We start from the raw sequence: 25,205 nt of genomic DNA, 5'->3' as shown, positions 1-25,205 counted from the left end.
GCTCCTCATCCCTCGCCGAGGCCCTCCCCTCCTCCCCGCTGACCTAGGCTCGACCCATGGATGCCGAGCACGCGCGCGCGACGCAGGGTCCGGTCGCCGTTCCCCTCGGCGTCACCGTGACCGCGCGCAGCGAGCTGGGCGCGATCCGGACCACGGGCGGCCCCCGCCCCGCCCTCGCACGGAGCGCGACTCCTACCGACGGAATCCACCCCGCCCGCGAGCCCGGCGCCGTCCGCGCGACCGGCGCCCCGCAGAGCGGCGGGCTCCTCGACCGCTTCGGCCGCGTAGCGACCGACCTGCGCGTCTCGGTCATCGACAAGTGCAACCTGCGCTGCACGTACTGCATGCCGGCCGACGGGATGCCGTGGCTCCCGCAGGCGCAACTGATGAGCGCCGACGAGATCCGGCGTATCGTGCGCGTCGCCGTGCACTCCCTCGGTGCGGAGGAGCTGCGCATCACCGGCGGCGAGCCCCTCGTCCGCAAGGACCTCGAGCACATCATCGCCGGCATCCGCGCCGACAATCCCGACCTTCCGATCTCCCTCACGACGAACGCGGTCGGCCTCGACCGCCGCGCGCAGGCCCTGAAGGACGCCGGCCTCAACCGCGTGAACGTCTCGCTCGACACCCTCCACCCCGAGACCTTCGCCGAGCTCACCCGTCGCCCGCACCTCGACAAGGTGCTGGCCGGGCTCCAGGCCGCGCGCGCGGCGGGTCTCGGCCCCATCAAGATCAACGCGGTGCTGCTCCGCGGCATCAACGACACCGAGGTCGTACCCCTGGTCGACTGGGCCGTGTCGAACGGCTTCGAGATGCGCTTCATCGAGGACATGCCCCTCGACGGCGACCGCTCGTGGAGCGCGACGAACGTCATCCCGGCGCGTGACATCCGCACCGCGATCGAGGAAGCGTTCACTCTGACCGCCGACCCGCGCGGCCGTGGCGCCGCCCCCGCCGAGCGGTGGGAGGTCCGCCGACCCGGCGAGGCCGCCGTCGTCGGACACGTCGGCATCATCTCCTCGGTCACCGAGCCGTTCTGCGCCGCCTGCTCGCGCACGCGCGTCACCGCCGACGGACGAATCCGCTCGTGCCTCTTCTCGCACGAGGAGACGGATCTCCTCACGGCCCTCCGCGACGGAGCCGACGACGAGGGACTCGCCCAGATCTGGCGGGATGCCATGTGGGCCAAGCCCCGCGCCCACGGCTCCGACCGCGTCGGACTCGCGCGTGCCGACTTCGTCCAGCCCGAGCGCACGATGAGCGCGATCGGCGGATGAAGCCGATCGTCGAGCCGGTGGCATCCCTCGCCCCGGAGGAGCTCATCCGCACGGCCCGCCACGCGGTGCTCGCCGGCATCGGCGAGGAGGGGCAACGGCGGCTCGCCGCGGCGCGCATCGCCGTGGTCGGCGCCGGGGGCCTGGGCTCCCCCGTGCTGCTCGCCCTCGCGGCGGCCGGGATCGGCGAGCTGACCATCATCGACGACGACGTCGTCGAGCGCACGAACCTGCAACGACAGCTCCTGCACCGCGTCGACGACATCGGCACCGCCAAGACGGCATCCGCCGCCCGCGCCGTGCGTGATCTCTCCCCCGTCACCGTGGTTCATGAACGCACCGTACGGCTGACCTCCGACAATGCCCGCGAGCTGCTCGCCGACGCCGATCTCGTCATCGACGGCAGCGACACCTTCGACACCCGCGAGGCCGTCGCCGCCGCAGCCGAGGATCTGGGTATCCCCCTCGTCTGGGGCGCTGTGCAGGAGTGGTCGGCGCAGGTGACGGTCTTCTGGTCGAACCCGCCCGATGACCACGCGCCGGTCGTGCTGGGGGACCTCTTTCCGCCGGGTTCCGCCGGAGAACCGCCGACGTGCGCCCAGGTCGGCGTTCTCGGGTCCCTCTGCGTCCAGGTGGGCGGGCTGCTCGCGACCGAGGCGATCAAGCTCGTCACCGGCGCGGGTGAACCGCTGCTCGGTCGCCTCGTCGTGATCGACGCGCTGCGCGCCCGCCAGGACGTGATCCCTCTCGCTCCGGCGGCGCGCGCATGAACGCCCGCCGCGCCCCCTCCCATCCCGGCATCCGGAGGACTCCATGAACCCGCTGCTCACCGTCGAAGAGCACCGCGACCGCGTGCTCGCCGCCGTCGCGCTGCTCCCGGCCGAGTCCGTCGCCCTCGCCGACGCCTCCGGCCGCACCCTCGCCGAGCCCGTCCTCGCCGCACACGACCTCCCCGGGTTCGACAACTCCTCCATGGACGGCTTCGCGGTGCGCTTCGCCGACGTCGAGGGGGCGGATGCCGAGCACCCGGTGACCCTGCGGGTGATCGCCGATCTGCCGGCCGGTACCGCCGACGACCCGGCGCTCGCGCCCGGCGAGGCCGCGCGGATCATGACGGGAGCCGCCGTTCCCGCCGACGCCGACGCGATCGTCCCCTTCGAGGACACCGCCGGAGGCCTCGCCGACTCGCTCGACACCGTCGACGTGCTTCGTTCCCCCGCGGGCACGGGTGCCTTCATCCGCCATCGCGGCGGCGACACCCGCGCGGGCGACGTCGTCCTCTCGCCGGGCGAGCGCCTCGGCCCGTTCGCCCTCGCCGCCGCAGCCGCTTCGGGAGTCGACACCGTCACCGTGACGCGCCGCCCGCGGGTGGCCGTCGTGTCCACCGGCAGCGAGCTCGTCGCCCCGGGCACCGCTCCGTCTCGCGGACAGACCCCCGACTCGAACGCCACCCTGCTCGCCGCGCTCGTGGACGGAGCCGACGCCGACCTCGAGCTCGTCGACCGCGTCGGCGACGACCCCGCGGGAATCGACGCCGTGCTCTCGCGGGCCACCCGCGCCGACGTCGTCGTCTTCACCGGCGGCGTCAGCGCCGGAGCCTACGAGCCGGTGCGCCTCGCCCTGTCGGACCGCATCGCCTTCGAGAAGGTCGCGATGCAACCCGGCAAACCGCAGGCATTCGGCGTCCTCCCCGACGGCCGGCTCGTCTTCGGCCTCCCCGGCAACCCGGTGAGCGTCGCCGTGTCCTTCGAGGTGTTCGTGCGGCCCGCGCTGCTCGCCCTGCAGGGGCGCGCGGTGATCGATCGACGGATCGCCCGACTCACGGCATCCGAGGCCTGGACGACCCCGCCCGGGCGCCGGCAATACCTCCCCGCCACGATCGACCTCGTCGCGGGCACCGTCCGCGCCGCCACCGCGGGAGGCTCGGGCTCGCACCTCGCCGCGTCCCTCGCGCGCGCCGAGGCCTTCGCGATCGTTCCCGCCGAGGTGTCCACCGTGTCCGTGGGCGACCCGCTCGATGTCATGCTGATTCCATGACCTTCACGCACCTGGATGCCGCGGGCCACGCCCGCATGGTCGACGTCACGCTCAAGCAGCCCACGGTCCGCACCGCGACCGCGCGCGGCTTCGTGCGCTGCGCGCCCGAGGTCGTCGCGGCCCTGCGCGACGGCACCGCCCCCAAGGGCGACGTGCTGGCCGTGGCGCGCATCGCCGGCATCCAGGCCGCCAAGTCGACGCCCGCGCTCCTCCCCCTCGCCCACGTCATCGGCGTGCACCGCGCCTCGGTGGACCTCGCGCTCACCGACGACGGCGTCGAGATCGAGGCGACCGTCGGCACCGCCGACCGCACCGGCGTCGAGATGGAGGCGCTCACGAGCGTCTCGGTCGCGGCCCTCGCGATCGTCGACATGGTGAAGGGCATGGACAAGGGCACGTTCATCGAGAACGTCCGCATCGTTTCGAAGACCGGCGGCAAGTCGGGCGAATGGAGCCGGCCGGGCGAGCCCGACGCGGGCGGGCCCGACGCGGCCGGGCTCCGCGCATCCGAGACCGGAACGGCGCCCGAGGAGAGCGCGTCCGGATCCGCCGCTGCCGGAGCCTCCGCGTGAGCGTCCGCGTCCGCTACTTCGCCGCCGCCGCCGAGGCTGCGGGCACCGACGTCGAGGAACGCTCGGAACCGTCCCTCGCCGTCCTGCGCGCCGCGGTCGTCGCCGACCACCCCGCGCTCGGGGGCATCCTGGATCGCTGCGCCGTGCTCCTGGACGGCACCCGTCACGACGACGACGCGCCGCTCGCCGGCGTCACGCACGTGGACGTGCTTCCGCCGTTCGCGGGCGGCTGACCGGCACCGCCACAGCTGCGTTCTCGCAGTGTTTCGCGAATCTCGCAGGAACTAGCCGCAATCCTGCGAGGAAATCGCGAATCTCCGAGATCCGCCAGCGCTACCCCCCGAGCCCCTTCCACTGCGTCGTCCCATCGGCTTCGACCTGACGCTTCCACACGGGCAGGTCGGTCTTGATCGTCTCGATCACGCGGCGACAGACCTCGAACGCCTCGGCCCGGTGGCCGGATGCCACGGCGATCACGACCGCGGCCTCCCCCACGTCGAGCCGGCCCACGCGGTGACTGACGGCGACGATCGCGTCCGTGCCCTCGGCGGCCGCGGAGGCGATGCGCTCCAGCGCGGCGGGCGCGTCGGGATGCGCGCTGTACTCGAGCGCGATGACCGCGTCGGCGGCATCCGGATCGGTGTTGCGCACACGACCGACGAAGGTCGTCACGGCCCCCGACGAGGAATCCTCCACGGCACGCAGGTGCGCATCGAGGTCGAGCGGCTCCTCGGACAGGCGCGCGATGCGGACGGCGCTCATGCGTGGTCTCCTCCGGCGAGTTGGTCGAGCACGTGGGGGGCGATCTCGACGATCACCGAGATCCCGGATGCCACCGCCCCCGTCGATCCGGGAAGGTTGACGATCAAGGTCCCGGGGTCGACGATCCCGGCGAGCCCCCGCGAGATGATCGACAGCGGGGTGTCGGCGAGCCCCCGCCGACGCAGCTCCTCGGCGATCCCGGGGAGCTCGCGATCCAGCACCCGCGCCGTTCCCTCGGGCGTGCGGTCGCGCGGGGCGATGCCGGTGCCGCCGGTGGTGACGATCAGTCCCGGTCCGGCCGCGACCGCGGAGCGGAGGGCAGCCTGCACGCTCTCGGCTCCATCGGGCACGACGATCGCGTCGGCGCAGTCGAAGCCGGCGTCGCGCAGCAGCGAGACGGCGAGTGGGCCACCGCGGTCTTCGCGCAGCCCGGCGGCGGAACGGTCGGAGACGGTGATCACGCGGGCGACATGCGGCACGGGATCAGCCTAGGCGTCGGGTGGGGAGGTCCGCCGCGCGCTGAGCCGACGCCCCGCGTCCGCCATCCTGCCCGCGCCCCGCCACGACCCCGTCACCCGCCGACCGTCTCGACCTCGGGAACCTCCGGCGCGATCCGCCCGGCCTCGGCCCGCGGTTCCGGATCCTCGCGCTGCACGTGCTCGGCGGCCGCGGTGATGCGGCGGGCCATCCCGCTGAAGATGAGGCCGTGGAAGGGCAGGACCGCGAGCCAGTACAACCGGCCGGCGAGTCCCGTCGGGAAGAAGAGCGCCCGCTGGTCGAAGCGTGCCTCGTCGCCCTCGGGCGTCGCGCGCAGCTCGAGCCAGGCGCCGCCGGGAACCTTCATCTCGGCGCGGAGCCGCAGCAGGCGCCCGGGCTCGATCGCTTCGACGCGCCAGAAGTCGAGCGCGTCGCCGACGGTCACGACCGAGCGGCTTCGGCGTCCGCGGGCGAGGCCCACGCCACCGACGAGGCGGTCCATCCACCCGCGGATCGCCCAGAGCAACGGAGACGAGTACCACCCGTTCTCTCCGCCGATGCCCTCGATGACCGACCAGAGCTGCGCCGCGTTCGCGGTGGTGTGCATCGTGCGGATGTCGGTGTACACGAGGCGTCCGGCCCAGTCGGGGTCGCTCGGCAGCGGGTCGCTCGGAACGCCCGAGACCTCGGCATCCTGCCAGCTCGTCTCGATCGTGTCGTCGTTCACGCGGCGCAGCGCGAGCTTGACGGCGGCGCGATACGGCATGAGCCCGCCCTCGGGCCGCGGGATGAGGTCGTCGACCGCACGATCCTTCACGACGCAGTCGTTCTGCAGCGACTCCACCAGGGGCCGCGCGATGGCCTTCGGGATGGGCGTCACGAGGTTCACCCAGTGCGAGGCCAGACGCGGCGTCAGCACCGGCAGGGAGGCGATGGGCCGCTGGTGCAGGCCCGCTTCGAGCGCGTAGCCGTTCATCATCTGCCCGTACCGCAGCACGTCGGGGCCGCCGATGTCGACGGCGCGATTGACGTTGGGGGCGACCCGCGCAGCTCCCAGCAGGTAGTGGAGCACGTCGCGGACGGCGATCGGCTGGATGTGGTTGCGCACCCACTTCGGCGCGGGCATGTACGGCAGCACATCGGTGAGATGGCGCACCATCTCGAACGACGCCGAGCCCGACCCGATCACGACCCCGGCCTGCAGGACGAGGGTCGGCACTCCGCTGGCGAGCAGGATCTCGCCCACCTCGACACGGGACCGCAGGTGCGGCGACAGCGGAGCATCGAGCGGATGCAGGCCCCCGAGATACACGATCCGGCTGACGGATGCCGCGGCCGCCGCGTCCGCGACCGTTCGGGCGGCGCGCCGGTCGGTGTTCTCGAAGTCCTTGCCCCCGCCCATCGAGTGGATCAGGTAGTAGACGATGTCGACACCCTCGACGGCCTCGCGCACCGATTCCGCGTCGGTCGCATCTCCCCGGACGACCTCCACGTCGCCGCCCCACGGGAACGCCTCGGCCCGGGCGGGATCGCGCGCGAGAACGCGCACCCGGTAGCCCGCCGACAGCAGGCGGGGCACGAGCCGCCCGCCGAGGTACCCCGTGGCTCCGAGCACGAGCGCGCGGGGCGCCGACCCGTCGGGGCGGGGCTGCGCGATGAGGGCCGGTTCACGTCCGGTGGGGGTGGTGAGCTCGCTCATGCCCGACACGGTACGCCGGGCATCCGACATCCCCGGGGGCTTGACGGCGGCGCTAGGGTGAGCGCGTGTCCACCGTCTCATCCGGGCCCCTCGCCGCCGCCCCGGCCGGCTCCTTCCGTGGTCGCGTCGAGGATGACGCGCGCCGCTGGCTCGGCATCCGCTACGCTCAGGCTCCCGTCGGAGACCTCCGCTGGCGCGCCCCACGCCCCGCCGCGGACACCACCGAGGAGGTCGCCGCGACGGCGTTCGGCGCGGCCTGCCCGCAACCGCCCAGCCCCCTCCCGCTCGGCGACGGCATCGCGCAGGACGAGGACTGTCTCTTCCTCAACGTCTGGACTCCGGATGCCGAGGCCCGAACGCCGCGACCCGTCATGGTGTGGCTGCACGGCGGCGCCTACGTGTTCGGCGCGGCGAGCCAGCGCACGTACGACGGCGCTCGACTGGCCGTCGCCGGCGACGTCGTCGTGGTCACCCTCAACTACCGTCTGGGCGCGTTCGGCTTCCTCGGACTCGACGCGGCCCTCCCCGGCGCCGGGTTCGACGGCAACCTGGGCCTGCGCGACGTCCTCCTCGCTCTCACGTGGGTGCAGCGCAACATCGCCGCGTTCGGCGGCGATCCCGACCAGGTCACCGTGTTCGGCGAGTCCGCGGGCGCGGGACTGGTGACCACGCTGCTCGCCACGCCCTCGGCATCCGGTCTCCTGCACCGAGCGATCGCGGAGTCGTCGCCGGCGTCGAGCGTGTACGGACCGGAGCGCGCCGGCCGCGTCGCGACGCGGTTCCTCTCCTCGCTCGGCATCGACTCCGACGCCCCGGACGCCGCCGACGCGCTGCGGGCCCTCGACTCCGCCACGCTGGCCGAGGCGAGCCACGAACTGTTCGCCGGGGTGCCCGAGGAAGACCCCGGGACCCTCGCCTTCTCGCCCGTGATCGACGGCGACCTCGTGCCCGAGGCCCCGATCACGGTGATCAGCGAAGGGCGAGCCCTCGCCATCCCCCTCCTCATCGGCACGAACAAGGACGAGGCGTCGCTGTTCGCGTACATGAAGTCACCGCTCATCCCCGTCACCGGCGAGCGCATCGAGCGGATGTTCGCCGACATGGCGGCCGAGAGCCCCGAGGTCGCCCTCCCCGACCGTGCACAGGTGCTCGCGGCGTACGAGCATCTGCGTCATCGGGCACTGGGCCTCGGCATCGCGGGCGACATCGGCTTCCGCCTGCCCACCCTGTGGCTCGCCGAGGGACACAGCGCCGTCGCCCCGGTGCACCTGTACCGCTTCGACTACAGCACTCCGTTCCTCCGCCTCGTCCGGCTCGGGGCCACGCACGGAAGCGAGCTCGTGTACGTGTGGGGGAACCTCGACGGAGGACCGAAAGACCTGACGTTCCGCCTCGGCGGACGGCGCACGGGCGAGGAGCTGTCGAGACGGATGCAGGAGCGCTGGAGCGCCTTCGCGCACGGCGGGGACCCCGGGTGGCCGGAGTACTCCTCGGATTCTCGCGCCACTCTGGTCATCGACCGTCACGACCGGGTCGTCGACGACCTCGACGCGGACCTCCGCCGCGCGTGGGGCGATGAGGTGCTGAGCTTTCGCTAGCACCCGTCTCCGCTCGGCGCCTCGACTGGCATCCGTGGACCGATCGGAGTAACGGTAGAAGGATGAACGAGAATCCCCCCTCGGCATCCCCCGCTCCCCGACTCGAGGTCGACGACGTCATCGTGGTCGACAAGAAACGCGTGCGCACGGCTATCGGCGGCACCGTCGTCGGCAACTTCATGGAATGGTTCGACTTCGGCATCTACGGCTATCTCGCCGTCACTCTCTCGGTCGTCTTCACCTCCGACCTCCCCGATCCGTGGGGTCTTCTGGTGACCCTGCTGGGCTTCGCGATCTCCTTCCTCGTCCGTCCCTTCGGCGGATTCGTCCTCGGACCCCTCGGCGATCGGATCGGCCGGCAGAAGGTGCTGTTCCTCACGATGGCGATGATGGCCGCGGCCACCGCCCTCATCGGTCTGCTCCCGACCTCCGCCGCGATCGGGCTGTGGGCGATCGTGCCGCTCTACGTGCTCAAGATGGTGCAGGGCTTCTCCACCGGCGGTGAATATGCGGGGGCGACGACGTACGTTTCGGAGTTCTCCCCCGACCGCACCCGCGGGTTCTGGTCGTCGTTCCTCGACGTGGGCTCGTACATCGGCTTCGCCGCGGGTGCGTCGGCAGTGGCGATCGTCACGGCGATCACGACCTCGATCTCGGGTCCGGATGCCATGGTCGAATACGGGTGGCGCATACCGTTCCTCCTCGCGATCCCCCTCGGCATCGTCGCGATCTGGTTCCGCCTGCGCATCCCCGAGACACCGTCGTTCGAGCAGGCGCACGCGGTCGAGGAGCGCGCCGCCGACGACCCGCTCGCCCGCCAGGGGCTGCGCGGCATCGTCCGCCACCACTGGCGCGCGCTGCTGATCGGCATCGCGCTGGTCGCCGCCACCAACACCGCCGGGTACGCGCTCACGAGCTACATGCCCGTCTACCTCGAAGAGGAGGTCGGCGTATCGAACCTCACCGCCGCGGTCGCGACGGTCCCGGTCCTCGTGGTCATGTCGGCCGCCCTGCCCTTCATCGGACGTCTGAGCGACCGCATCGGCCGCAAGCCCGTGTACGCGATCGCCGCGGTGTCGGCGCTCGTCCTCCTCGTCCCCGCGTTCCTCATCATGCAGATCGGCGAGATGTGGGCCGTGATGGTCGCGCTGTGCATGGCCGCCGTTCCCGTGGCGTTCTACGTCGCGATCTCGGCATCCGCTCTGCCGGCGCTCTTCCCGACCGCCTCGCGTTTCGGAGCGATGGCGGTGGCGTACAACGTCGCGGTGTCGCTGTTCGGCGGGACGACACCGCTCATCAGCCAGGCCCTGATCGCCGCGACCGGCAACACCCTCCTGCCGGCGTTCTACATCATGTTGTTCGCGGCGCTGGGCCTCATCGCCCTCTTCGCGATGCGCGAGACCGCGAAGCGTCCCCTGCTCGGCTCGGTGCCCACCGTGGAAACCCCCGCCGAGGCCGCCGCCCTCGTCGAGCGCCAGGAGTCCGACCCGCTCATCGACACCTCGACGATGCCGCTCCCCGTCCGGCGGGCCTGACGGCGAAGGATCGTGGATGCCGAGTCCCCGGCATCCACGTTCTTCCGCCGCGCTCCCCCGCGCTCAGCGCCGCCGACCGGTGCCGAACAGCCCGCGGATCACATCCGTCACGATGCTCTTGGTCGCCCCGCGCCCCAGCACGTCGTCGAGCGGTGAAGTGGGCGCACTCGAACGTCGGCGCGGCGCGGCGGTGCTCTTGAGGATCCGTTCGTACTCGCGCTGCGCCTTCTTCTGCGCCTCCGCGTTCGCCCTGTCGATCGCGGCCTTCTGCTTCGCGTACTCGGCCGCGTCCGCGGCATCCTGTTTCGCCCTCTCCGTCGCGGCGCGGGCATCGGCCGCCGCCTGCATCCGTGCCCCCAGGATCTCGCGTGCCGACTCGGGGTCGATCGGGGTGCCGTACGCGGCGAAGAGAGGGGATGCCGCGACGGCGGCCGCCATGGTCTCGGCGGGGATGGGCGACATCGAGGCGCGCGGCGCGAAGAGCCGGGTCCACGCGACCGGCGTCGGCGCACCGCGCTCGCTCATGACCGTGATGATCGCCTCGCCGGTGCCGAGCTCCTGCAGCACGCGCTCGAGGTCGTAGCCCGAGTCGGGGTAGGTCCGCACCGACGCGCGGAGCGCTTTCACGTCATCGGGGGTGAAGGCGCGCAGCGCGTGCTGCACGCGCGAGCCGAGCTGTCCGAGGACGTCGGCGGGGACGTCCTTCGGCGTCTGCGTGACGAAGAAGACGCCCACCCCCTTCGACCGGATGAGCCGCACGGTCTGGGTGATCGCCGCGAGGAACGCCTTCGAGGCGTCGCGGAACAGCAGGTGGGCCTCGTCGAAGAAGAACACGAGCTTGGGCTTGTCGAGGTCGCCGACCTCGGGCAGGACTTCGTACAGCTCCGCGAGGAGGTACATGAGGAAGGTCGAGTACAGCTCGGGCCGCGACGCGACGTTCGGCACCTCGAGCAGACTCACGATCCCGGCCCCGTCCGGCGCCGTGCGCAGGAAGACCGAGACGTCGAGCTCGGGCTCCCCGAAGAAGGTGTCCGCCCCGGCCGACGCGAAGGCGACGAGTTCGCGGAGGATCACGCCGGCCGTCGCCGCGGACAGCCCGCCGATGCCCCTCAGCTCGTCCTTCCCCTCCTCGCTGGTGAGGAAGGTGAGCACCGCGCGCAGATCGGGCAGGTCGACCAGCGCCAGCCCCTTCTCGTCGGCGTAGTGGAAGACGAGACCGAGGCTCGACTCCTGCGTCGCGTTCAGCCCCAGCACGCGGCTCAGCAGCAGCGGACCGAATCCCGACACCGTCGCGCGCACCGGGATCCCGGAAGCGGTGTCGTCGCCCAACGCGTAGAACTCGGTGGGGTACGCCCGCGGCGACCAGTCCTGCCCGAGGGCGGCCGTGCGCGCGGTGAGCTTCTCGCTCGCCGTGCCGGGAGTCGCGATGCCGGACAGGTCGCCCTTGATGTCCGCCGCGAAGACGGGTACCCCCTGCGCCGACAGCTGCTCGGCGAGCAGCTGCAGCGTGCGCGTCTTGCCCGTGCCGGTGGCTCCCGCGACGAGCCCGTGCCGGTTGATCATCGCGAGCGGGATCCGGACGGGAACGGATGCCACCGGCCCGCCGTTCACGAGAACGCCGAGGTCGAGCGCGGCACCGTCGGAGGCGTACCCGGCGGCGATGGCGGAGACCTGGGTGTCGGTGAGCGGGGCGTCGGAGGCCGCGCCGGCGGGGGCTGCCGGGGCGGGGGCTGCGGCGCCGGGCGCCGGGGAACCGGCGGCCGGGGAGTCGGACGCCGCGGCGCCGGGGGCCGCCGGGCCGGGAGCCGGCACGACGGGCGCCGGGGCCTTCGCACCGGGCACCTCCACTGCGGCCCCGCCCGCCGCCGCGCGCGCCCGCGCCGCCGCAGCCTCGGCTTCCGCGAGATCCGCTCGCGCCCGCGCGAGGCGCAGCTCCGCCTCGGCGGCTTCGGCCGCGGCCCGCAGCCGTGCGACCTCGGGGTCGTCGGACGGACGGGGGGACGACGTGCCGTTGTCGCTCATGGCGGTCAGCCTACGACGCGCCCGAGAGGGTGGCATCCGGTCGTCGTGACGCTCTGCGGACCGCGAGGCGATCATCGTCGCGGATCCGCAGGTGCGCGAAGAACGCGGCGAGGATGAGCGCCATCCCCGCCCCCACGAGCGCGCCGCCCAGGGTGTCGGAGAGCCAGTGCGCGTGCAGGTACGTGCGACTGAACGCCATCGCGAGCACCCAGGCGACCCCCACGATCCGCACCCACACCGCCGGGAAGATCACGGCCGCGACGACGGCGACCGTGGCCGCGTTGGCCGTGTGACCGGACGGGAAGGAGCCGTGGTCGGAGATGACGAGGATGTCTTCGGGGCGCGCGCGACCGAACGTGTGCTTGAGCACCTGCACGATCGCCGCGCTCCCCACCGACGCGGCGAGGAAGTAGAGCGCCCCCCACCGTCGACCGACGAGGAACAGCAGCAGAGCGCCGCCCAGCGGCACGACGTACACCGCCACCCAGTGTCCGCCGATCGCATCCATCGTCAGGGCGAAGGTGAGCAGCACGGGCGACGGCGCCGCGACGAAGAGCTGGTTCCACCACACGTCGATCGCGAACGGCGTCGGCCCGCGGAAGAACACCCACGCGCCGAGCCCGCACGCGAGGGCGACGAGCGTCAGACCGAGGATCCCTCGCACGCGCTCGGAGCGGAGGACGGGGGTCGACAGGTCGGCGGATTCGGCATCCATCGACTCATGATGCCGTCTCTCCGCCGACGCGAGGACGTCGGCGCGCGTTCTGCTACTGTTCTCGGCCCGTTCCTAGGGCGCGAGGCGCTCCACCGTCCGCGGGCGGACGAGCAGCCAGAGCGCGAGCACGCCGATGACCGCGCACCCCACCATGACGGATGCCATGGTCGTGGCGGTGATCCCCGCCCCGGCCGAGAGCAACCCGACGACGGGCGAGATGATGCCCGCGACGCCGAAGTTCGCCGCGCCGATGATCGACTGCGCCGTGCCCGCCGCCTTGCCGTGGCGATCGAGGGCGAGCACCTGCGCGCAGGGGAAGGTGAAACCGCACGCCGTCATGAAGAAGAACAGGGGGATGACCGTTCCCCACAGGCCCAGGCCGAGCTGATCGGTGAGCACGATGGTCCCACCCGCGAGCACGAGCACGATGGTCGACACCGCCAGCACCCACTGCGGGCCGAAGCGAGCGGCGAGGCGCGACGCGATCTGCACGCCGACGACGACCCCCACGGAGTTCACCGCGAACAGCACACCGTATTGCTGGGCGTTGAAGCCGTACGTGACCTGGAACAGGAACGAGGATGCCGACAGGTACGAGAACAGCCCGCTGAAGGCCATCGCGCCGATGATCAGCACGCCGATGAACACGCGGTCGCGGAAGACGCTCGCGTAGCGCTGCCAGACCGTCGTCGTGCCGGGTCCGCTGCGGCGCGCGGGCGGCAGCGTCTCGGGGACGAAGAGCACCGCCGACACGAGCATGACCGCGCCGTACACCGCGAGCACCACGAAGATGCCGCGCCAGTCCATCACCAGCAGCAGGGCGGATCCGGCGAGGGGTGCGAGCACCGGAGCGACGCCCGAGACCATCGCCATGCGCGACAGCATGACCACGAGACGGCGCCCTCCGAAGAGGTCGCGGATGATCGCCGCCGCGACGACGCCGCCGGCGGCGGCTCCGGCGCCCATCAGCACGCGCGCGATCGACAGGGTCTCGAGCGTCGGGGCGAATGCCGCGAAGACGCTCGCCGCCACGTGCAGAGCCGTCACCGACAGCAGCGGCAGACGGCGACCGACCTTGTCGCTCAGGGGGCCGACGATCAGCTGGCCGAGGGCGAACCCGATCATCGTCCCGGTCAGCGTGAGCTGGATGGCGGCAGCACTCGTCTGGAAATCCGCCTCCAACACGGGGAACGCCGGCAGGTAGAGGTCGATGGTGAACGGGCCGAGCGCCGTCAACGCGCCCAGCACGATGATGTACAGCACTCGGCGGGAGGCGGGGATCGCGTCGCCGGGGTGCAGCACGATCGGCGCCGTCGCGGGATTCTTTCCGAGGGTGCGGATCGCCCCGGTGGGCGAGCGGTCGGAGGAGGAGGTCGGGGGGACCACGGGGAGGGAAGCAGTATCGAGCACGCGTCTCTTCGTTTCGCAACACGGACAGCCCGAACGAGTCGGGCGGAAAAAGATGGGGGAACATCGAACCTCGAATCGATTCGACATCGTCATACTACCGCGCGGTCCCCGCGCGCCACCATCTCGGCGTGGGGGTTCCTCCCAGGCCGCTGCCCTATTCATCCGCATAGGCTGGACGGATCGGCCCGAGCCGACGTGTCCCGCCCCGAGAAGAGACGAACACAGCACATGACGCCTCCCCCCGAAAAACGCACCAGCGGAAACCCGGCGAAGCAGTCCGAGATCGACCTGACCGTCAAGCAGCAGCGCGAGCAGAAGCGGCAGGCCAAGCTCGCCGAGTACCAGAAGGAGATCGCCCGCCGGAAGCGCGGAAAGCTCGTCTGGTGGGTCGTCGGATCGACCGCCGCCCTCGCGATCGTGGGTCTCGTCGTGGCCTCCTTCGTGTTCGCCCCGGAGCCGCCGACGAGCTACCAGGCCGGTAACAGCACCGGCCGCGAGATCGAGGGCGTTCAGACCTTCGAGAACCGCTCCGACCACGTGCAGGGTGCCGTCACGTACGAGCAGAACCCCCCGGCCGGCGGCCCGCACAACCCGTACTGGTTGAACTGCGGCGTCTACACCGAGCCGCAGCAGAACGAGAACGCGGTGCACTCCCTCGAGCACGGCGCGATCTGGATCACCTACAACCCCGACGAGGTCGACCAGACCGGCATCGACGCGCTCAAGGCCGTCATGCCCTCGAGCTACGCGATCCTGTCGCCCTACCCCGGCCTCGACACGCCCGTCGCGGTGAGCGGCTGGAATCACCAGCTGAAGGTCGACTCCCCCACCGACCCGCGCATCGGGGAGTTCTTCACCGAGTACTGGCGCAGCCAGAACGTGCCCGAGCCGAACGCCGCGTGCTCCGGCGCCATCGACGGGCCCGGTAAGGCCTGACATGACCGACGACGCCCCGGTCGCACGCCCCGCGGTCCGGTGGATCGTGGTCGCGGTCGTCACCGTCGCCATCGTGGCCGTGGCCTTCGCGATCGGACGCTTCACGGCGTTCGGCGCGACGGCTGCGCCCACGTACCCGTCGACCACGTCCGCCGACGCGGGCTTCGCCCGCGACATGCAGGTGCATCACACCCAGGCGGTGTCGATGGCGATGGAGATCTACCGCAAGACCGATGACGACGAGTTGCGCACGCTCTCGTACGACATCGCCACGGCGCAGGCGGGCCAACGCGGGGAGATGTTCGGCTGGCTCGTGCAGTGGGGGCTCCCCCAGTCCTCGCCGCAGCCGCTGATGACGTGGATGCAGGCCTCCGGCGCACACAGCCACGGCGACACCTCCGCCTACACGCAGGACGAGCTCCTCGCGCAGATGGGCATGGCGACGGATGCCGAGCTCGACCAGCTCCGCACCCTCGAGGGCCGGCCGGCGGACTGTCTCTTCCTGTCCCTGATGATCCGCCACCACCAGGGCGCGATCCCCATGGCCCAGGCCGTCATCGAGCTGGGCGACGAACCGCGCGTGGCCGAGGTCGCCCAGGCGATCATCACCGGGCAGTCGGCCGAGATCGACGCGATGCGCGACATCCAGTCCCGCCTCGCCTGCACCGCCTGACCCGCCGGCATCCCCGCGAACGTCGAAGGGCGTGGCATCCCCCAAACGGATGCCACGCCCTTCTGTCGTGGAAGCTCAGCCCTTCGTCGCGCCCGCGAGCAGGCCTCGGACGAAGAAGCGCTGCAGCAGGAAGAACACGATGATCGGCACGAGGATCGAGATGAAGGTACCGGCCGACTGCAGGAACCACTGGTCGCCCCAGGTGCCCGACAGCGAGTTCAGCGATTGCGTCAACGGCAGCGATGACGACGGCGCGAAGATCGTCGCCACCAGCAGGTCGTTCCACACCCAGATGAACTCGAGCACCGCGAACGACGCGAGTGCGGGAGCGGCGAGCGGCAGGATGATCCGGAAGAAGACCTGGCCGTGTCCGGCTCCGTCCACGCGCGCCGCCTCGATGACCTCGTGCGGGATCTCGGCGATGAAGTTGTGGAGCAGGAAGATGGCCAGCGGCATCGCGAAGATCACGTGCGCGATCCAGACGGTCGCGAAGCTGTGCTCCACGCCGCGCAGGTCGAAGCCCGGGAAGATCGTGACCTCGTTGATCGTCAGTCCGCGCGAGAAGAGGCTCAGCAGCGGCACGAGGGCCATCTGCAGCGGCACGATCTGCAACGCGAAGATGAAGATGAAGAAGAAGTTCCGCCCCTTGAAGTCGATCCACGCGAACGCGTACGCGATGAGCGACGCGATCGCCAGAGCGAACAGCACGACCGGGATCGTGATCGCCAGGGAGTTGAGGAACGACTGAGCGAGGGTCAGCGCCGTGCCCCCCGAGGTGAAGGCGAGACGGTAGTTCTCCAGCGTGAAGCTGGGGTCGGTGAACACCGTCCACCATCCGGTCGACTGGGTGTCGGATCCGGGACGGAACGACGTCACGAACAGGCCGAACGTCGGGATCGTCCAGAAGAACGCGATCACGACGGCGGCGATCGTCGCGCCCTTGGAGGTGAGGCGCTTGCGCGCCATGGCCTCGTGCTTGCGCGTGTCGCGGGCGACCTGACGAGCATTCCGCGTGTCGGAGGTGGGCTCGAGAACGACGGTCGAGGTGGTCATCGCAGGTCCCTCTGCTTCCGGATCTGGCGCACGTTGAAGATGATCAGCGGCAGCACGAAGACGAACAGCACGACCGCCAGCGCCGCGGAGTGCCCGTAGCTCTGGAACCGCTGCTGCTGGTTGACCATCTCGAAGGCGAGGACGGTCGAGTCGTTCCGGCCACCCGTCATGACGGCGACGATGTCGTAGATCTTCAGTGCGCCGATGGCGATGGTGGTAAGCACCACGATGAGCGAGGAGCGGATGCCGGGGACGGTGACGTTGATGAAACGCTCCCACGCGCTCGCCCCGTCGAGCTCAGCGGCCTCCATCTGCTCCGGCGGGACGGCCTTGATGGCCGCCGACAGGATGACCATCGCGAGGCCCGTCTGGCTCCAGATGAACACCACGACGAGCAGCAGGGTGTTGATCAGAGGCGTCGCCGCGAGCCACGAGACGGGTTGCCCGCCGAAAGCGGTGACGATGGCGTTCAGGATGCCGATCTGGTCGCCCTGTCGGAAGTCGTAGACGAACTTCCAGATGATGCCGGCGCCCACGAACGAGATCGCGAACGGCATGAAGATGAGCACCTTCAGGTACTTCTCGCCCGCAGCCCGGTCGATGAAGACGGCGTAGGCCAGACCGATCACGGTGGCGATGGTCGGGGCGAGGAGCACCCAGATGAGCGTGTTGATGACCGACCAGAAACCCTCGGGGTTGGTGAAGGTCCAGATGTAGTTGTCGAGGCCGACGAAGTTGTCGCCGCTCTTGTCCATGAACGACTGGAAGAACGTCGTGATGGCCGGGTACACCAGCCCGAGCAGCAACAGGATGGCGGCGGGGGCGGCGAACAGGATGAGCTGGAACAGGTAGCCCGCTCCCTGACGGGAGCGATAGTCGGCGTAGAAGAGGATCGCGCCCAGGAGAACCGCGATCCCGAGCACGTAGAGGACGGCGTTCTGGTAGGGACGCAGGAGCATGAACGCGAGCACCGGGATCGCGAAGCACGCCACCAGCCGCAGCCAGAAATAGCCCTTGCCGGAGCGCGGGGCGTACTCGATGAGCAGCAGCAGAAGTCCCACGACAGCGCCGAAGGCGACGAGCACGAGGGGGATCTGCACGAGCGGGTTCAGCGCGCCGAGCCAGTTGAAGAAGCTGTTGAGCGAGAAGCCGAGCGTCGTGGGCTTCGTCTCGGCGGGCGCCCGAGTGACCATGAAGAGGAAGAGCGCCACCACCAGGATGAGCCCGACCATGACCACGAGGAGTGTGGTGCGGCGCTGTGGCGCGGAGTCTCGCGCCTTCGCCGGCGCTCCTCCCCGCGGTGGAGGGGACGCCGACGGCGTCTTCTCCACGTGTGTGATCTCGGTCATGACGTCCCTCCCGAACACGCCTTCGTGCTCACCGATGAGTGCCCGGGCCATGCCGGGCAGATGAGAAGTATGGACCCGATGGGCCGCCCGCAGAGCGGACGACCCATCGGGTAGACCTCAAGAGGTCAGTTGTTGTATCCGGCCTGGATGTCGCTCAGGACCTGGTCGGTCGGCGTCCCGTCGATCCAGCTGACCATGCCCTTCCAGAACGATCCCGAACCGACGGTCGCGGGCATCAGGTCGGATGCGTCGAAGCGCAGGGTGGTGTTCGGGTCCTGCAGCGTCTTCATCGCCTCCGTGAGGAACTCACTGGACGCGAGGGAGGGGTCGGCACCCTTGTTCGCCGAGATCACACCGCCGAGCTTCACACGGGCGTCCGCGAACTCGGGCGTCGACATGAACTCCACGACCTTCTGCACGTTCGCGTCGTCGGAGAACGCGGTGACGAACTCGCCGCCACCTTCGACCGCGAGCTTGCCCTCGGTCACACCCGGGAGCAGGAAGGCGTAGACGTCACCGTCGGGAGCGACCTTCACATCGCCGCCCGAGGCGGTCTTGACCGTCTGGAAGTTCGACGACAGGAACGAGGCCTGGTGCGTCATCGGGCAGCTGCCGTCGGCCACCTTGGCGGCCACGTCGGCGAAGGCCACCGAGTTGATGCTCTTGACGTCACCGAAGCCGGCGTTCACGTAGTCGGGGTTCAGCAGGATCTTGCCGGTGGCGTCGAACGCCTCCTTGATCGGCGCGTCGGTGAACTTGACCTCGTTGGCGACCCACTGGTCGTACACGTCGGGGCCCGACTGACGCAGGACCATGTCCTCGATCCAGTCGGTGCCGGGCCAACCCGACGCGTCGCCGGACGCGAAGCCCGCGCACCAGGGGGCGGCGCCGGTCTTCTGCTGGATCGTCGCCGTGAGGGTCATGAGCTGATCGAGCGTCTTCGGGACCTCGACGCCCCACTCCTTGAACTTCGCCGGCGAGTACCAGACGTAGCCCTTGAGGTTGGCGAGCATGGGGGCCGCGTAGAACGTGCCGTCCTCGCTGCCGTAGGACTTCCAGTCCTCGCCCCAGTACTGGTCGACGTTCGACGAGACGGTGTCGGACGCCTTCTGCACGTCGCCGGTGCCGATGAGGGTCTTGAGCAGACCCGGCTGCGGGACGATCGCGATGTCGGGGGCGTCTCCACCCGTCACCTTGGTGACGATGTTGCCCTCGAAGCTCTTGTCGCCGGTGTAGACGACCTTGATGCCGGTGTCAGCCGTGAACTTCTCGAACGACTGGTTCAGCAGGTCGGCTTCGCTACCGGTGATACCGCCGGAGATGCGGACGGTGGTCTCGCCTCCCGAGCTCGTGCCGCCCCCGCTGTCACCCTCGGCGCAGCCTGCGAGCGCAATCGCGCCGACCGCCAGCAGCCCGACGGGGGCCAGCAGGCGATACCGCTGTGACATACCCATGTGGTCTCTCCTCTTCGAGTTCAATGGTGCATCGGATTCTGTCAGGAACCGATTCCAGATCACCGTAGGCGAGAACCAGAAGTTGCGCAACGCTGAAATATTACGAACGCATAACTGGCGAATTCACGCGGGTGTTCGGCGGCGAGCGACGGGGGAACCGGTTCCATAAACGGGGAATCTCCGCTAATCTGCTTCGATGTCGACACGGAGGTCGACCGAAACCGAGGAACACACCGATGAGCGGAATCGCCGATGTGGCTCGCCTGGCGGGCGTGTCGAAATCGACGGCGAGTCGCGCGCTGACCGGCGGCGGCTACGTTTCCGATGACACGCGCCGACGCGTCTCCGACGCCGCGTCCGCGCTGGGTTACGTCCCCTCCACGAGCGCGGTGAGCCTGGCCACCGGTCGCACACGCACCATCGCCTTGATCGTCCCGAAGGTGAACAGGTGGTACTTCGGCGCGATCGTCGAAGGGGTGGAGCGAACCCTCATCCCCCGCGGGTACGACGTCACCCTCTACGTCGCCGAGCCCGGCTCCAACGACCGCGAAAGCCTGTACTCGACCTACCTCGCCCGCAAACGGTTCGACGGAATCATCGCCGTGGCGCTCGAACCCGACGACGCCGACCTCGAGCGCCTGGCGAACATCGGCAAGCCCGTCGTCAGCATCGGCAACGCGCTCTCCGGCGTTCCGACCCTCGGCCTCGACAACATCGCGATCACGCGCATCATCACGCAGCATCTGATCGCGCTGGGGCACACCGATATCGCCTTCGTCGGCAGCACTCCCCCGACCGACGCGCCGGCGAAAGACGTCGACGAACGCTCGATCGGCTACCGCAACGCGATGAACGACCACGGACTCGCGGTGCGCATCCGCAGCGTGCCCTCCACGTTGACGATCACCGACGCGTATGCGGCCGCGGCGTCGTTCCTCGCCGACGCGGGGTCCCGCCCGACCGGCGTCGTCGCCGCGTGCGACGAAGTCGCCATCGGGGTCATCATCGCCGCGCGCCGCATGGGGATCTCCGTGCCTTCCGAGCTCAGCGTCGTCGGCATCGACGGCCACGACTATGCCGAGATGTTCTCTCTCACCACCGTCGAGCAGTACCCCCTCGACCAGGGGACCGAAGCGACACGGATGCTCCTGTCGATGATCGAGGGCACCGACGAACCCGCTCGGCGCACCGAAGCGCCCACGCGCCTGGTGGTGCGCGCGTCGACCGCTCCCCCGCGCCCCGCCTGACAAAGGAGGGCCCCGGATGCCGTGGCATCCGGGGCCCCTTCTTCGTTCGGGATCAGTCCGCCTGGCGTACCCCGCGGCGTCGCAGCGCCACACCGAGGGCGAGGAGCGCGAGGGCCGCGAGGACCCCACCGCCCATCCACGCCGTGTCGGCGCCGGTGCGCGGGAGTCCGTCGGGGCCGCGGGGCGGTGCAGCCTCGCCGTCGTCCGGGCCGTTGTTCGGTGCCTCGGAACCCCCGACCACGCGGACGGGAACCGTCGCGGTGGAACCCGAGGCGGTCGAGACGGTGATCTCCAGGGCGTCGGGTGCGTCGGCGGGCACGGCGACCGCGACCTCGGCGACGCCGTCGCGGACGGCGACCGTCTGCGACGCGTCAGAGCCCACGGTCACGCTCGCCTCGGTGGCAGCGGGGCTACCGAGCGAGGTGAGGTCGAGACCCGAGACCGTGAAGGCCGCCTCGGTGCCGCGGGACACCTCGACGGGGACACCCGTCACCTCGACACCGCGGGCGGTGAAGTCCGGGGCGAGGTCGGGGTGAGCCGTGAGATACGCGATCCAGCCGTCGCGGTCGATGAGACCGGAGTCACGCGCGTCGGTTCCCTCGTCGAACACCGTGAACGCGTCACCTCCCGACAGGAGGAAGCTGAACGAGCCCACCCGGTACGACCCGGCCGGGTCGACCGGCATCCCGTCGATCCACACGCCGGTGATGCGCTCGCCCGGGGCGCGCGTGGCGTCGTAGGTGTAGCGGACATTCTCCGACACGCTCAGCGACAGCGTCGCCGCGCGGCCCGCCGCGTCGCCCCACTGCTGCTCGAGCAGACGACGCAGCTGGTCGCCGGTCAGGCTCGTCGTGCCCAGGTTGTTCACGAACGGCAGCACCGCGTTGGCCTCGGCGAAGGTGATGACGCCGTCGTCGCCGCGGAGCAGCTCCGCGCGCAGACCGCCCGGGTTCACGACGGTGAGGTCGGCCTCTCCGCGCACGGGATCGGCGAGGGTGTCGAGCAACGCGTCGGCGACGAGGTTGCCGAGCGCGGACTGCTTCGAGCGGTCATCGCGCTGGCCGCCCGTGTAGACGCCATCGACGTACGCTCCGCCGAGGAAGGCCGTCGTGATGTCGGCCGAGACCGACCCCACCGGCCGCGAGCCCACGCGCTCGGCTTCGGCGAGGGCGCGGTCGACGATGTCGGCCACCTCGGCGACGCGCGGATAGGTCGCGATGAGCTCGGCATCCAGGGCCGCGCTGTTCTCCGCGGTCTGCTCGTCGTCGTCCTCGACCACCTCGGCTTCGAGGCGCGGGACGTTGCGGGCCTCGTGCGCGACGACCTCACGGCTGGCGCGATCGATCGTCAGGACGACCTGGCCGATGTTCTCGCCGTAGTTGCCGGTCTGCAGAACGGGACGCGTGCCCTCCTCGCCCGGGATCGGGGCGTCCCACGCGTACTCCTCGTGCGTGTGACCGGTGAAGATCGCGTCGACATCGGCATCCGTCTCCGTCACGATGCGCGCGAACGCTCCGCCCTGCGCGAGCGCCTGGTCGAGCGTGGTGCCCGAGGCGTCTCCCTGCGGCGCCCCTTCGTGGTACTCGGCGACGAGGACGTCGACCTGGTCACGGATCTCCGCGACCACTCGGTTGACCTCGGCGACGGGTTCGCGGAACTCGAGGCCCTCGATCCCCTCGGGGCTGACCAGCGACGCCGTCTCCTCGGTGACCGCGGCGACGATCCCGACCCTTAGGCCGTTCACCTCGACGATCTCGTACCCGGGGAGCAGCGGCTGACCGTCGCGGTAGACGTTCGCACCGAGGTACGGGAACGCCGCCCGCTCGGTCACACGGCCGGTGAGGTCGTCGGTGCCCTTGTCGAACTCGTGGTTTCCGACTCCGGATGCCGCGAGCTCGAGCGCGTTGAGGACGTCGATCGTGGGGGCGTCGTCGGCGTTGGCCGAGGCGAACAGCGAGGCGCCGATGTTGTCGCCGTTGGAGAGGAAGAGCGACCGGCCGTCGCCCTTCTCCGCGCGCAGCTGCTCGATCGTGCCGGCGAACTTCACGGTGTTGTCGTCGATGCGCCCGTGGAAGTCGTTGATGTTCAGCAGGTTGAGCTCCGTCGTTCCCGACAGGTCGAGGCCCACGACCACCGGGTCGTGGTCGCTCGACCGGTAGGGGGAGGCGTCGTAGAAGCTGCGGACGTTCGCGTTGTAGCGGCTGTACTCCAGCGCGAGCGCTTCACCGGCGTTGATGTTCCAGATGTCGGTGCCGGTGACGAGCTCGCGCGCCGCGGGCGAGGCGAGCACGTGGTCGAGCGAGCCGGACTGGCCGCTGAACGAGTAGGTGTACGTGCCGGTGTCGGCGCCCAGATCGGCGTATCCCGCGTCGCGGAGCACCTGGATCGGATCCTCCTGCGCGTAGGCGTTGAAGTCGCCGAGGAGGAACACGGCGCCACCGTCGACGGTCTTCGCGCGCTCCCCGGCGAAGGCGACGAGCGCCTCGGCCTGGCGGACGCGGTCGCCGTTGAAGGCCCCCTGGTCGCCGGCGGCGTTGTCGCCCTCGGCGGCCGGGTCGCTGTCGCTCTTCGACTTGAAGTGGTTCACGATCGCGACGAACGCCGCCTCGTCGCTGCCCGCGGGCGCGAACGCCTGAGCGAGCGGCTGACGGGCGTTGGCGAAGGCCGGGTCGTCGAGGATGACGCTGGCACCGATCGGGCTGACGGCCGCCTTCTTGTAGATGAAGGCGGTGCGGATGACGTCTTCCGACGCCGGCAGGGCGGTCGGGGACGGCACGAAGGCCCACGCGTCCTCGCCCAGGTCGGCGTTGAGCGCGTCGACGAGCGTCGACAGCGCCTCGTCGCGGGGCTTGCCGAGCGCCGCGGAGTTCTCGATCTCCTCGAGCGAGACGACCTCGGCCTCCATCGCGTTCAGCGCCGCGACGATCTTCGCCTGCTGACGCTGGAGGTTCTCGTCGTTCGCCGCGCCGCGGGGCCCGGGCTCCGGGCACCGGTTCGCGGTGACCGGGTTGCCCTCGCGGTCGGTGTAGACCGAGTCGCAGCCGACGTCCTCGGCCGTGGTGGTGAAGTAGTTGAGGACGTTGAAGCTCGCGAGCTGCACCGTGCCGCCGACGTCCGCGGGGTGCGCGGTGCGCGTGTTCGCGAACGTCGCGGGCTGCACGTCGGCGGCGTTGTCGACGGTCAGCTGCTCGGTGGGCTGGAACTTCCACGCGTCGTTGCGGAAGTCGAGCACGACCGGCCGCGTGAAGGTCACGGGGGCGCCGACGCGGACGGGGTCGGTGAGCGAGAGGTACGGCAGCGGGACGTCGGTGGCCGAGCGCTGGAAGTTCAGCGACGCCCCGTCGTCGAGCACCACGGCGCGGGCAGCGTTGTCGGCGACGACCTCGTCGTGCTCCGGCGTGCCCGGGCGGGCGACCTCGGTGGGCGCGAGCAGTGGCGTGGTGCCGGCGGCGAGACCGACCTCCGCGTACTGGCCCGTGATGTAGGTGTTGGTGACGGTGAAATCGCCTTGCGGAGCGAGGAGCATGCCCTCGAAGCGCTCGCGCTCCTCGTCGGTGCGCGGCCAGGCGACCGCGGCCGGTGTGACCGGTTCGGCCTGCTCGGTCAGGACGGTGACGAGGTCGGCATCCGAGGAGATCTGGGTGAGCCCGTTGTACTCCCCCGCCGTGCCGGTGACCTCCACGTAATCGCCGATCGCGACCTCCGCCACGGCGCGCGAGCCGTAGACGAAGAGAGCATCGGATGCCACGTGCTCGGCGCCCAGCTCGCCACCGGTTCCGGCGGTCTGGACGAAGAAGCCGTTGTAGCCGCCGGTCGGGTACGCGGCAGTGACGACTCCGCGGGTGGTGACGGTCTGCCCGTCGAGCGGGGTGGCGTCGCCCTCGCCCTGGATCTCGCGGATCGGGGTGATGTCGGCCGCGGGGGCGGCCTCCACGGCCGGGGATTCCGGAGCGGCGACATCCGGGGCGGCGGTCTCGGGCGCGGGGGTCTCCGGCGCGGGGGTCTCCGGGGCGGGGGGTCTCGGGCGCGGGGGTGGTGTGCACCGCGTCCGGGGCCGCGGCCTGCGCCGCATCGGGCGCCGCGGGCGGTGCGAGGGGGGCCGCCGTGGCGGCGGGGGCGACGAGGGCGGAACCGAGAAGGGCGGCGGCGACGGCAGCGCTCAGCGCTGTCGCGGTGCGGCCCGAGGGTCGCCGAGAAGGCACGGGTGACATGGGTCTCCTGCGAATCCGACGGTCATCGTCGGGTGGGGGGATCGACGGGGGGTCTCTTCGACCGTAGACGACCTCATCAGGAATTCCCAGGGTTCTTTCGTTGCCATCGTGTGAACACGCTGCCGAACGAAAGAAGGTCCGGATGCCGATGGCATCCGGACCTTCTGAATCGCGTTGCTGC

The 25,205-nt window shown here is 70.7% G+C and carries 19 protein-coding genes and 1 pseudogene; 10 read left to right on the top strand and 10 right to left on the bottom strand.

Features of this window, described 5'->3' with window-relative positions:
* The first annotated feature begins 56 nt into the window (after positions 1–56).
* The 5 genes and pseudogenes from moaA to MTES_RS12310 all read left to right on the top strand — a co-directional run bounded on the left by moaA (position 57) and on the right by MTES_RS12310 (position 4,116).
* Positions 57–1,277: a GTP 3',8-cyclase MoaA gene (gene moaA, locus MTES_RS12330; RefSeq protein ID WP_013585592.1), complete on the top strand. Its 1,221-nt coding sequence runs from the start codon at positions 57–59 to the stop codon at positions 1,275–1,277.
* Positions 1,274–2,044, top strand: a complete 771-nt coding sequence (locus MTES_RS12325) for a HesA/MoeB/ThiF family protein (protein ID WP_013585591.1) — start codon at positions 1,274–1,276, stop codon at positions 2,042–2,044. The genes moaA and MTES_RS12325 overlap by 4 nt, the downstream gene beginning before the upstream one ends.
* Positions 2,045–2,087: 43 nt before the next feature.
* Positions 2,088–3,311, top strand: coding sequence for a gephyrin-like molybdotransferase Glp (gene glp, locus MTES_RS12320; RefSeq protein ID WP_013585590.1), 1,224 nt, complete (start codon positions 2,088–2,090; stop codon positions 3,309–3,311).
* Positions 3,308–3,772, top strand: a pseudogene (moaC, locus tag MTES_RS12315) (cyclic pyranopterin monophosphate synthase MoaC); the annotation flags it as partial. The gene glp and the pseudogene moaC, both read left to right, overlap by 4 nt.
* Positions 3,773–3,879: 107 nt before the next feature.
* Positions 3,880–4,116, top strand: coding sequence for a MoaD/ThiS family protein (locus MTES_RS12310; protein ID WP_013585588.1), 237 nt, complete (start codon positions 3,880–3,882; stop codon positions 4,114–4,116).
* Positions 4,117–4,216: 100 nt separating this feature from the next.
* Here the strand turns inward: MTES_RS12310 and MTES_RS12305 are convergent, their stop codons facing one another.
* From MTES_RS12305 to MTES_RS12295, 3 genes are all read right to left on the bottom strand, one after another.
* Positions 4,217–4,645, bottom strand: a complete 429-nt coding sequence (locus MTES_RS12305; protein WP_013585587.1) for a molybdenum cofactor biosynthesis protein MoaE — start codon at positions 4,643–4,645, stop codon at positions 4,217–4,219.
* Complete coding sequence (locus MTES_RS12300; protein WP_419865647.1) at positions 4,642–5,106, bottom strand: MogA/MoaB family molybdenum cofactor biosynthesis protein; 465 nt, start codon at positions 5,104–5,106, stop codon at positions 4,642–4,644. Before MTES_RS12300 ends, MTES_RS12305 begins: the two co-directional genes overlap by 4 nt.
* A gap of 110 nt (positions 5,107–5,216) precedes the next feature.
* Positions 5,217–6,821, bottom strand: a complete 1,605-nt coding sequence (locus MTES_RS12295; protein ID WP_043361401.1) for an SDR family oxidoreductase — start codon at positions 6,819–6,821, stop codon at positions 5,217–5,219.
* 65 nt (positions 6,822–6,886) lie between these two features.
* Here MTES_RS12295 and MTES_RS12290 point away from each other — a divergent pair, with 65 nt between their 5' ends.
* Positions 6,887–8,419: a carboxylesterase/lipase family protein gene (locus tag MTES_RS12290; protein ID WP_013585584.1), complete on the top strand. Its 1,533-nt coding sequence runs from the start codon at positions 6,887–6,889 to the stop codon at positions 8,417–8,419.
* A 62-nt stretch (positions 8,420–8,481) separates the two neighbouring features.
* The gene (locus MTES_RS12285; RefSeq protein WP_013585583.1) at positions 8,482–9,954 is read left to right on the top strand and encodes an MFS transporter; all 1,473 of its coding nucleotides are present in this window, start codon (positions 8,482–8,484) and stop codon (positions 9,952–9,954) included.
* 63 nt (positions 9,955–10,017) lie between these two features.
* On the opposite strand, the gene MTES_RS12280 is transcribed toward MTES_RS12285, so the two are convergent.
* From MTES_RS12280 to MTES_RS12270, 3 genes are all read right to left on the bottom strand, one after another.
* Positions 10,018–11,976: a helicase HerA-like domain-containing protein gene (locus MTES_RS12280; RefSeq protein WP_013585582.1), complete on the bottom strand. Its 1,959-nt coding sequence runs from the start codon at positions 11,974–11,976 to the stop codon at positions 10,018–10,020.
* A gap of 10 nt (positions 11,977–11,986) precedes the next feature.
* Positions 11,987–12,691, bottom strand: coding sequence for a phosphatase PAP2 family protein (locus MTES_RS12275; protein WP_013585581.1), 705 nt, complete (start codon positions 12,689–12,691; stop codon positions 11,987–11,989).
* Positions 12,692–12,763: 72 nt separating this feature from the next.
* A complete protein-coding gene (locus tag MTES_RS12270; RefSeq protein WP_013585580.1) occupies positions 12,764–14,101 on the bottom strand; it encodes a multidrug effflux MFS transporter in 1,338 nt (445 codons plus the stop codon).
* 228 nt (positions 14,102–14,329) lie between these two features.
* On the opposite strand from MTES_RS12270, the gene MTES_RS12265 reads away from it, so the two are divergent.
* Positions 14,330–15,037, top strand: coding sequence for a DUF3105 domain-containing protein (locus tag MTES_RS12265; protein ID WP_013585579.1), 708 nt, complete (start codon positions 14,330–14,332; stop codon positions 15,035–15,037).
* Position 15,038: 1 nt separating this feature from the next.
* Positions 15,039–15,710, top strand: a complete 672-nt coding sequence (locus MTES_RS12260) for a DUF305 domain-containing protein (protein ID WP_013585578.1) — start codon at positions 15,039–15,041, stop codon at positions 15,708–15,710.
* A gap of 75 nt (positions 15,711–15,785) precedes the next feature.
* Here the strand turns inward: MTES_RS12260 and MTES_RS12255 are convergent, their stop codons facing one another.
* The 3 genes from MTES_RS12255 to MTES_RS12245 all read right to left on the bottom strand — a co-directional run bounded on the left by MTES_RS12255 (position 15,786) and on the right by MTES_RS12245 (position 19,566).
* Positions 15,786–16,763 carry a carbohydrate ABC transporter permease gene (locus MTES_RS12255; protein ID WP_013585577.1) on the bottom strand — a complete coding sequence of 326 codons (978 nt, stop codon included), beginning with the start codon at positions 16,761–16,763 and terminating at the stop codon, positions 15,786–15,788.
* Positions 16,760–18,112 (bottom strand): carbohydrate ABC transporter permease, encoded by a 1,353-nt coding sequence (locus MTES_RS12250; RefSeq protein WP_148272871.1) that lies wholly within the window; start codon positions 18,110–18,112, stop codon positions 16,760–16,762. The genes MTES_RS12255 and MTES_RS12250 overlap by 4 nt, the downstream gene beginning before the upstream one ends.
* Positions 18,113–18,237: 125 nt before the next feature.
* Positions 18,238–19,566, bottom strand: coding sequence for an ABC transporter substrate-binding protein (locus MTES_RS12245; protein WP_013585575.1), 1,329 nt, complete (start codon positions 19,564–19,566; stop codon positions 18,238–18,240).
* Positions 19,567–19,802: 236 nt separating this feature from the next.
* Between MTES_RS12245 and MTES_RS12240 the strand changes: the two genes are divergently transcribed.
* Positions 19,803–20,813, top strand: coding sequence for a LacI family DNA-binding transcriptional regulator (locus MTES_RS12240; RefSeq protein WP_013585574.1), 1,011 nt, complete (start codon positions 19,803–19,805; stop codon positions 20,811–20,813).
* Between the two features lie 52 nt (positions 20,814–20,865).
* Here the strand turns inward: MTES_RS12240 and MTES_RS12235 are convergent, their stop codons facing one another.
* Entirely contained in the window at positions 20,866–24,747 is a 3,882-nt protein-coding gene (locus MTES_RS12235) for an ExeM/NucH family extracellular endonuclease (protein WP_013585573.1), read from the bottom strand.
* Positions 24,748–25,205: the final 458 nt, after the last annotated feature.

Source organism: Microbacterium testaceum StLB037 (genome assembly GCF_000202635.1).
Taxonomy (GTDB): domain Bacteria; phylum Actinomycetota; class Actinomycetes; order Actinomycetales; family Microbacteriaceae; genus Microbacterium; species Microbacterium testaceum_F.
The sequence above is the reverse complement of the archived record's forward strand: the minus strand, read 5'-3'. Positions and strand labels throughout refer to the sequence as shown.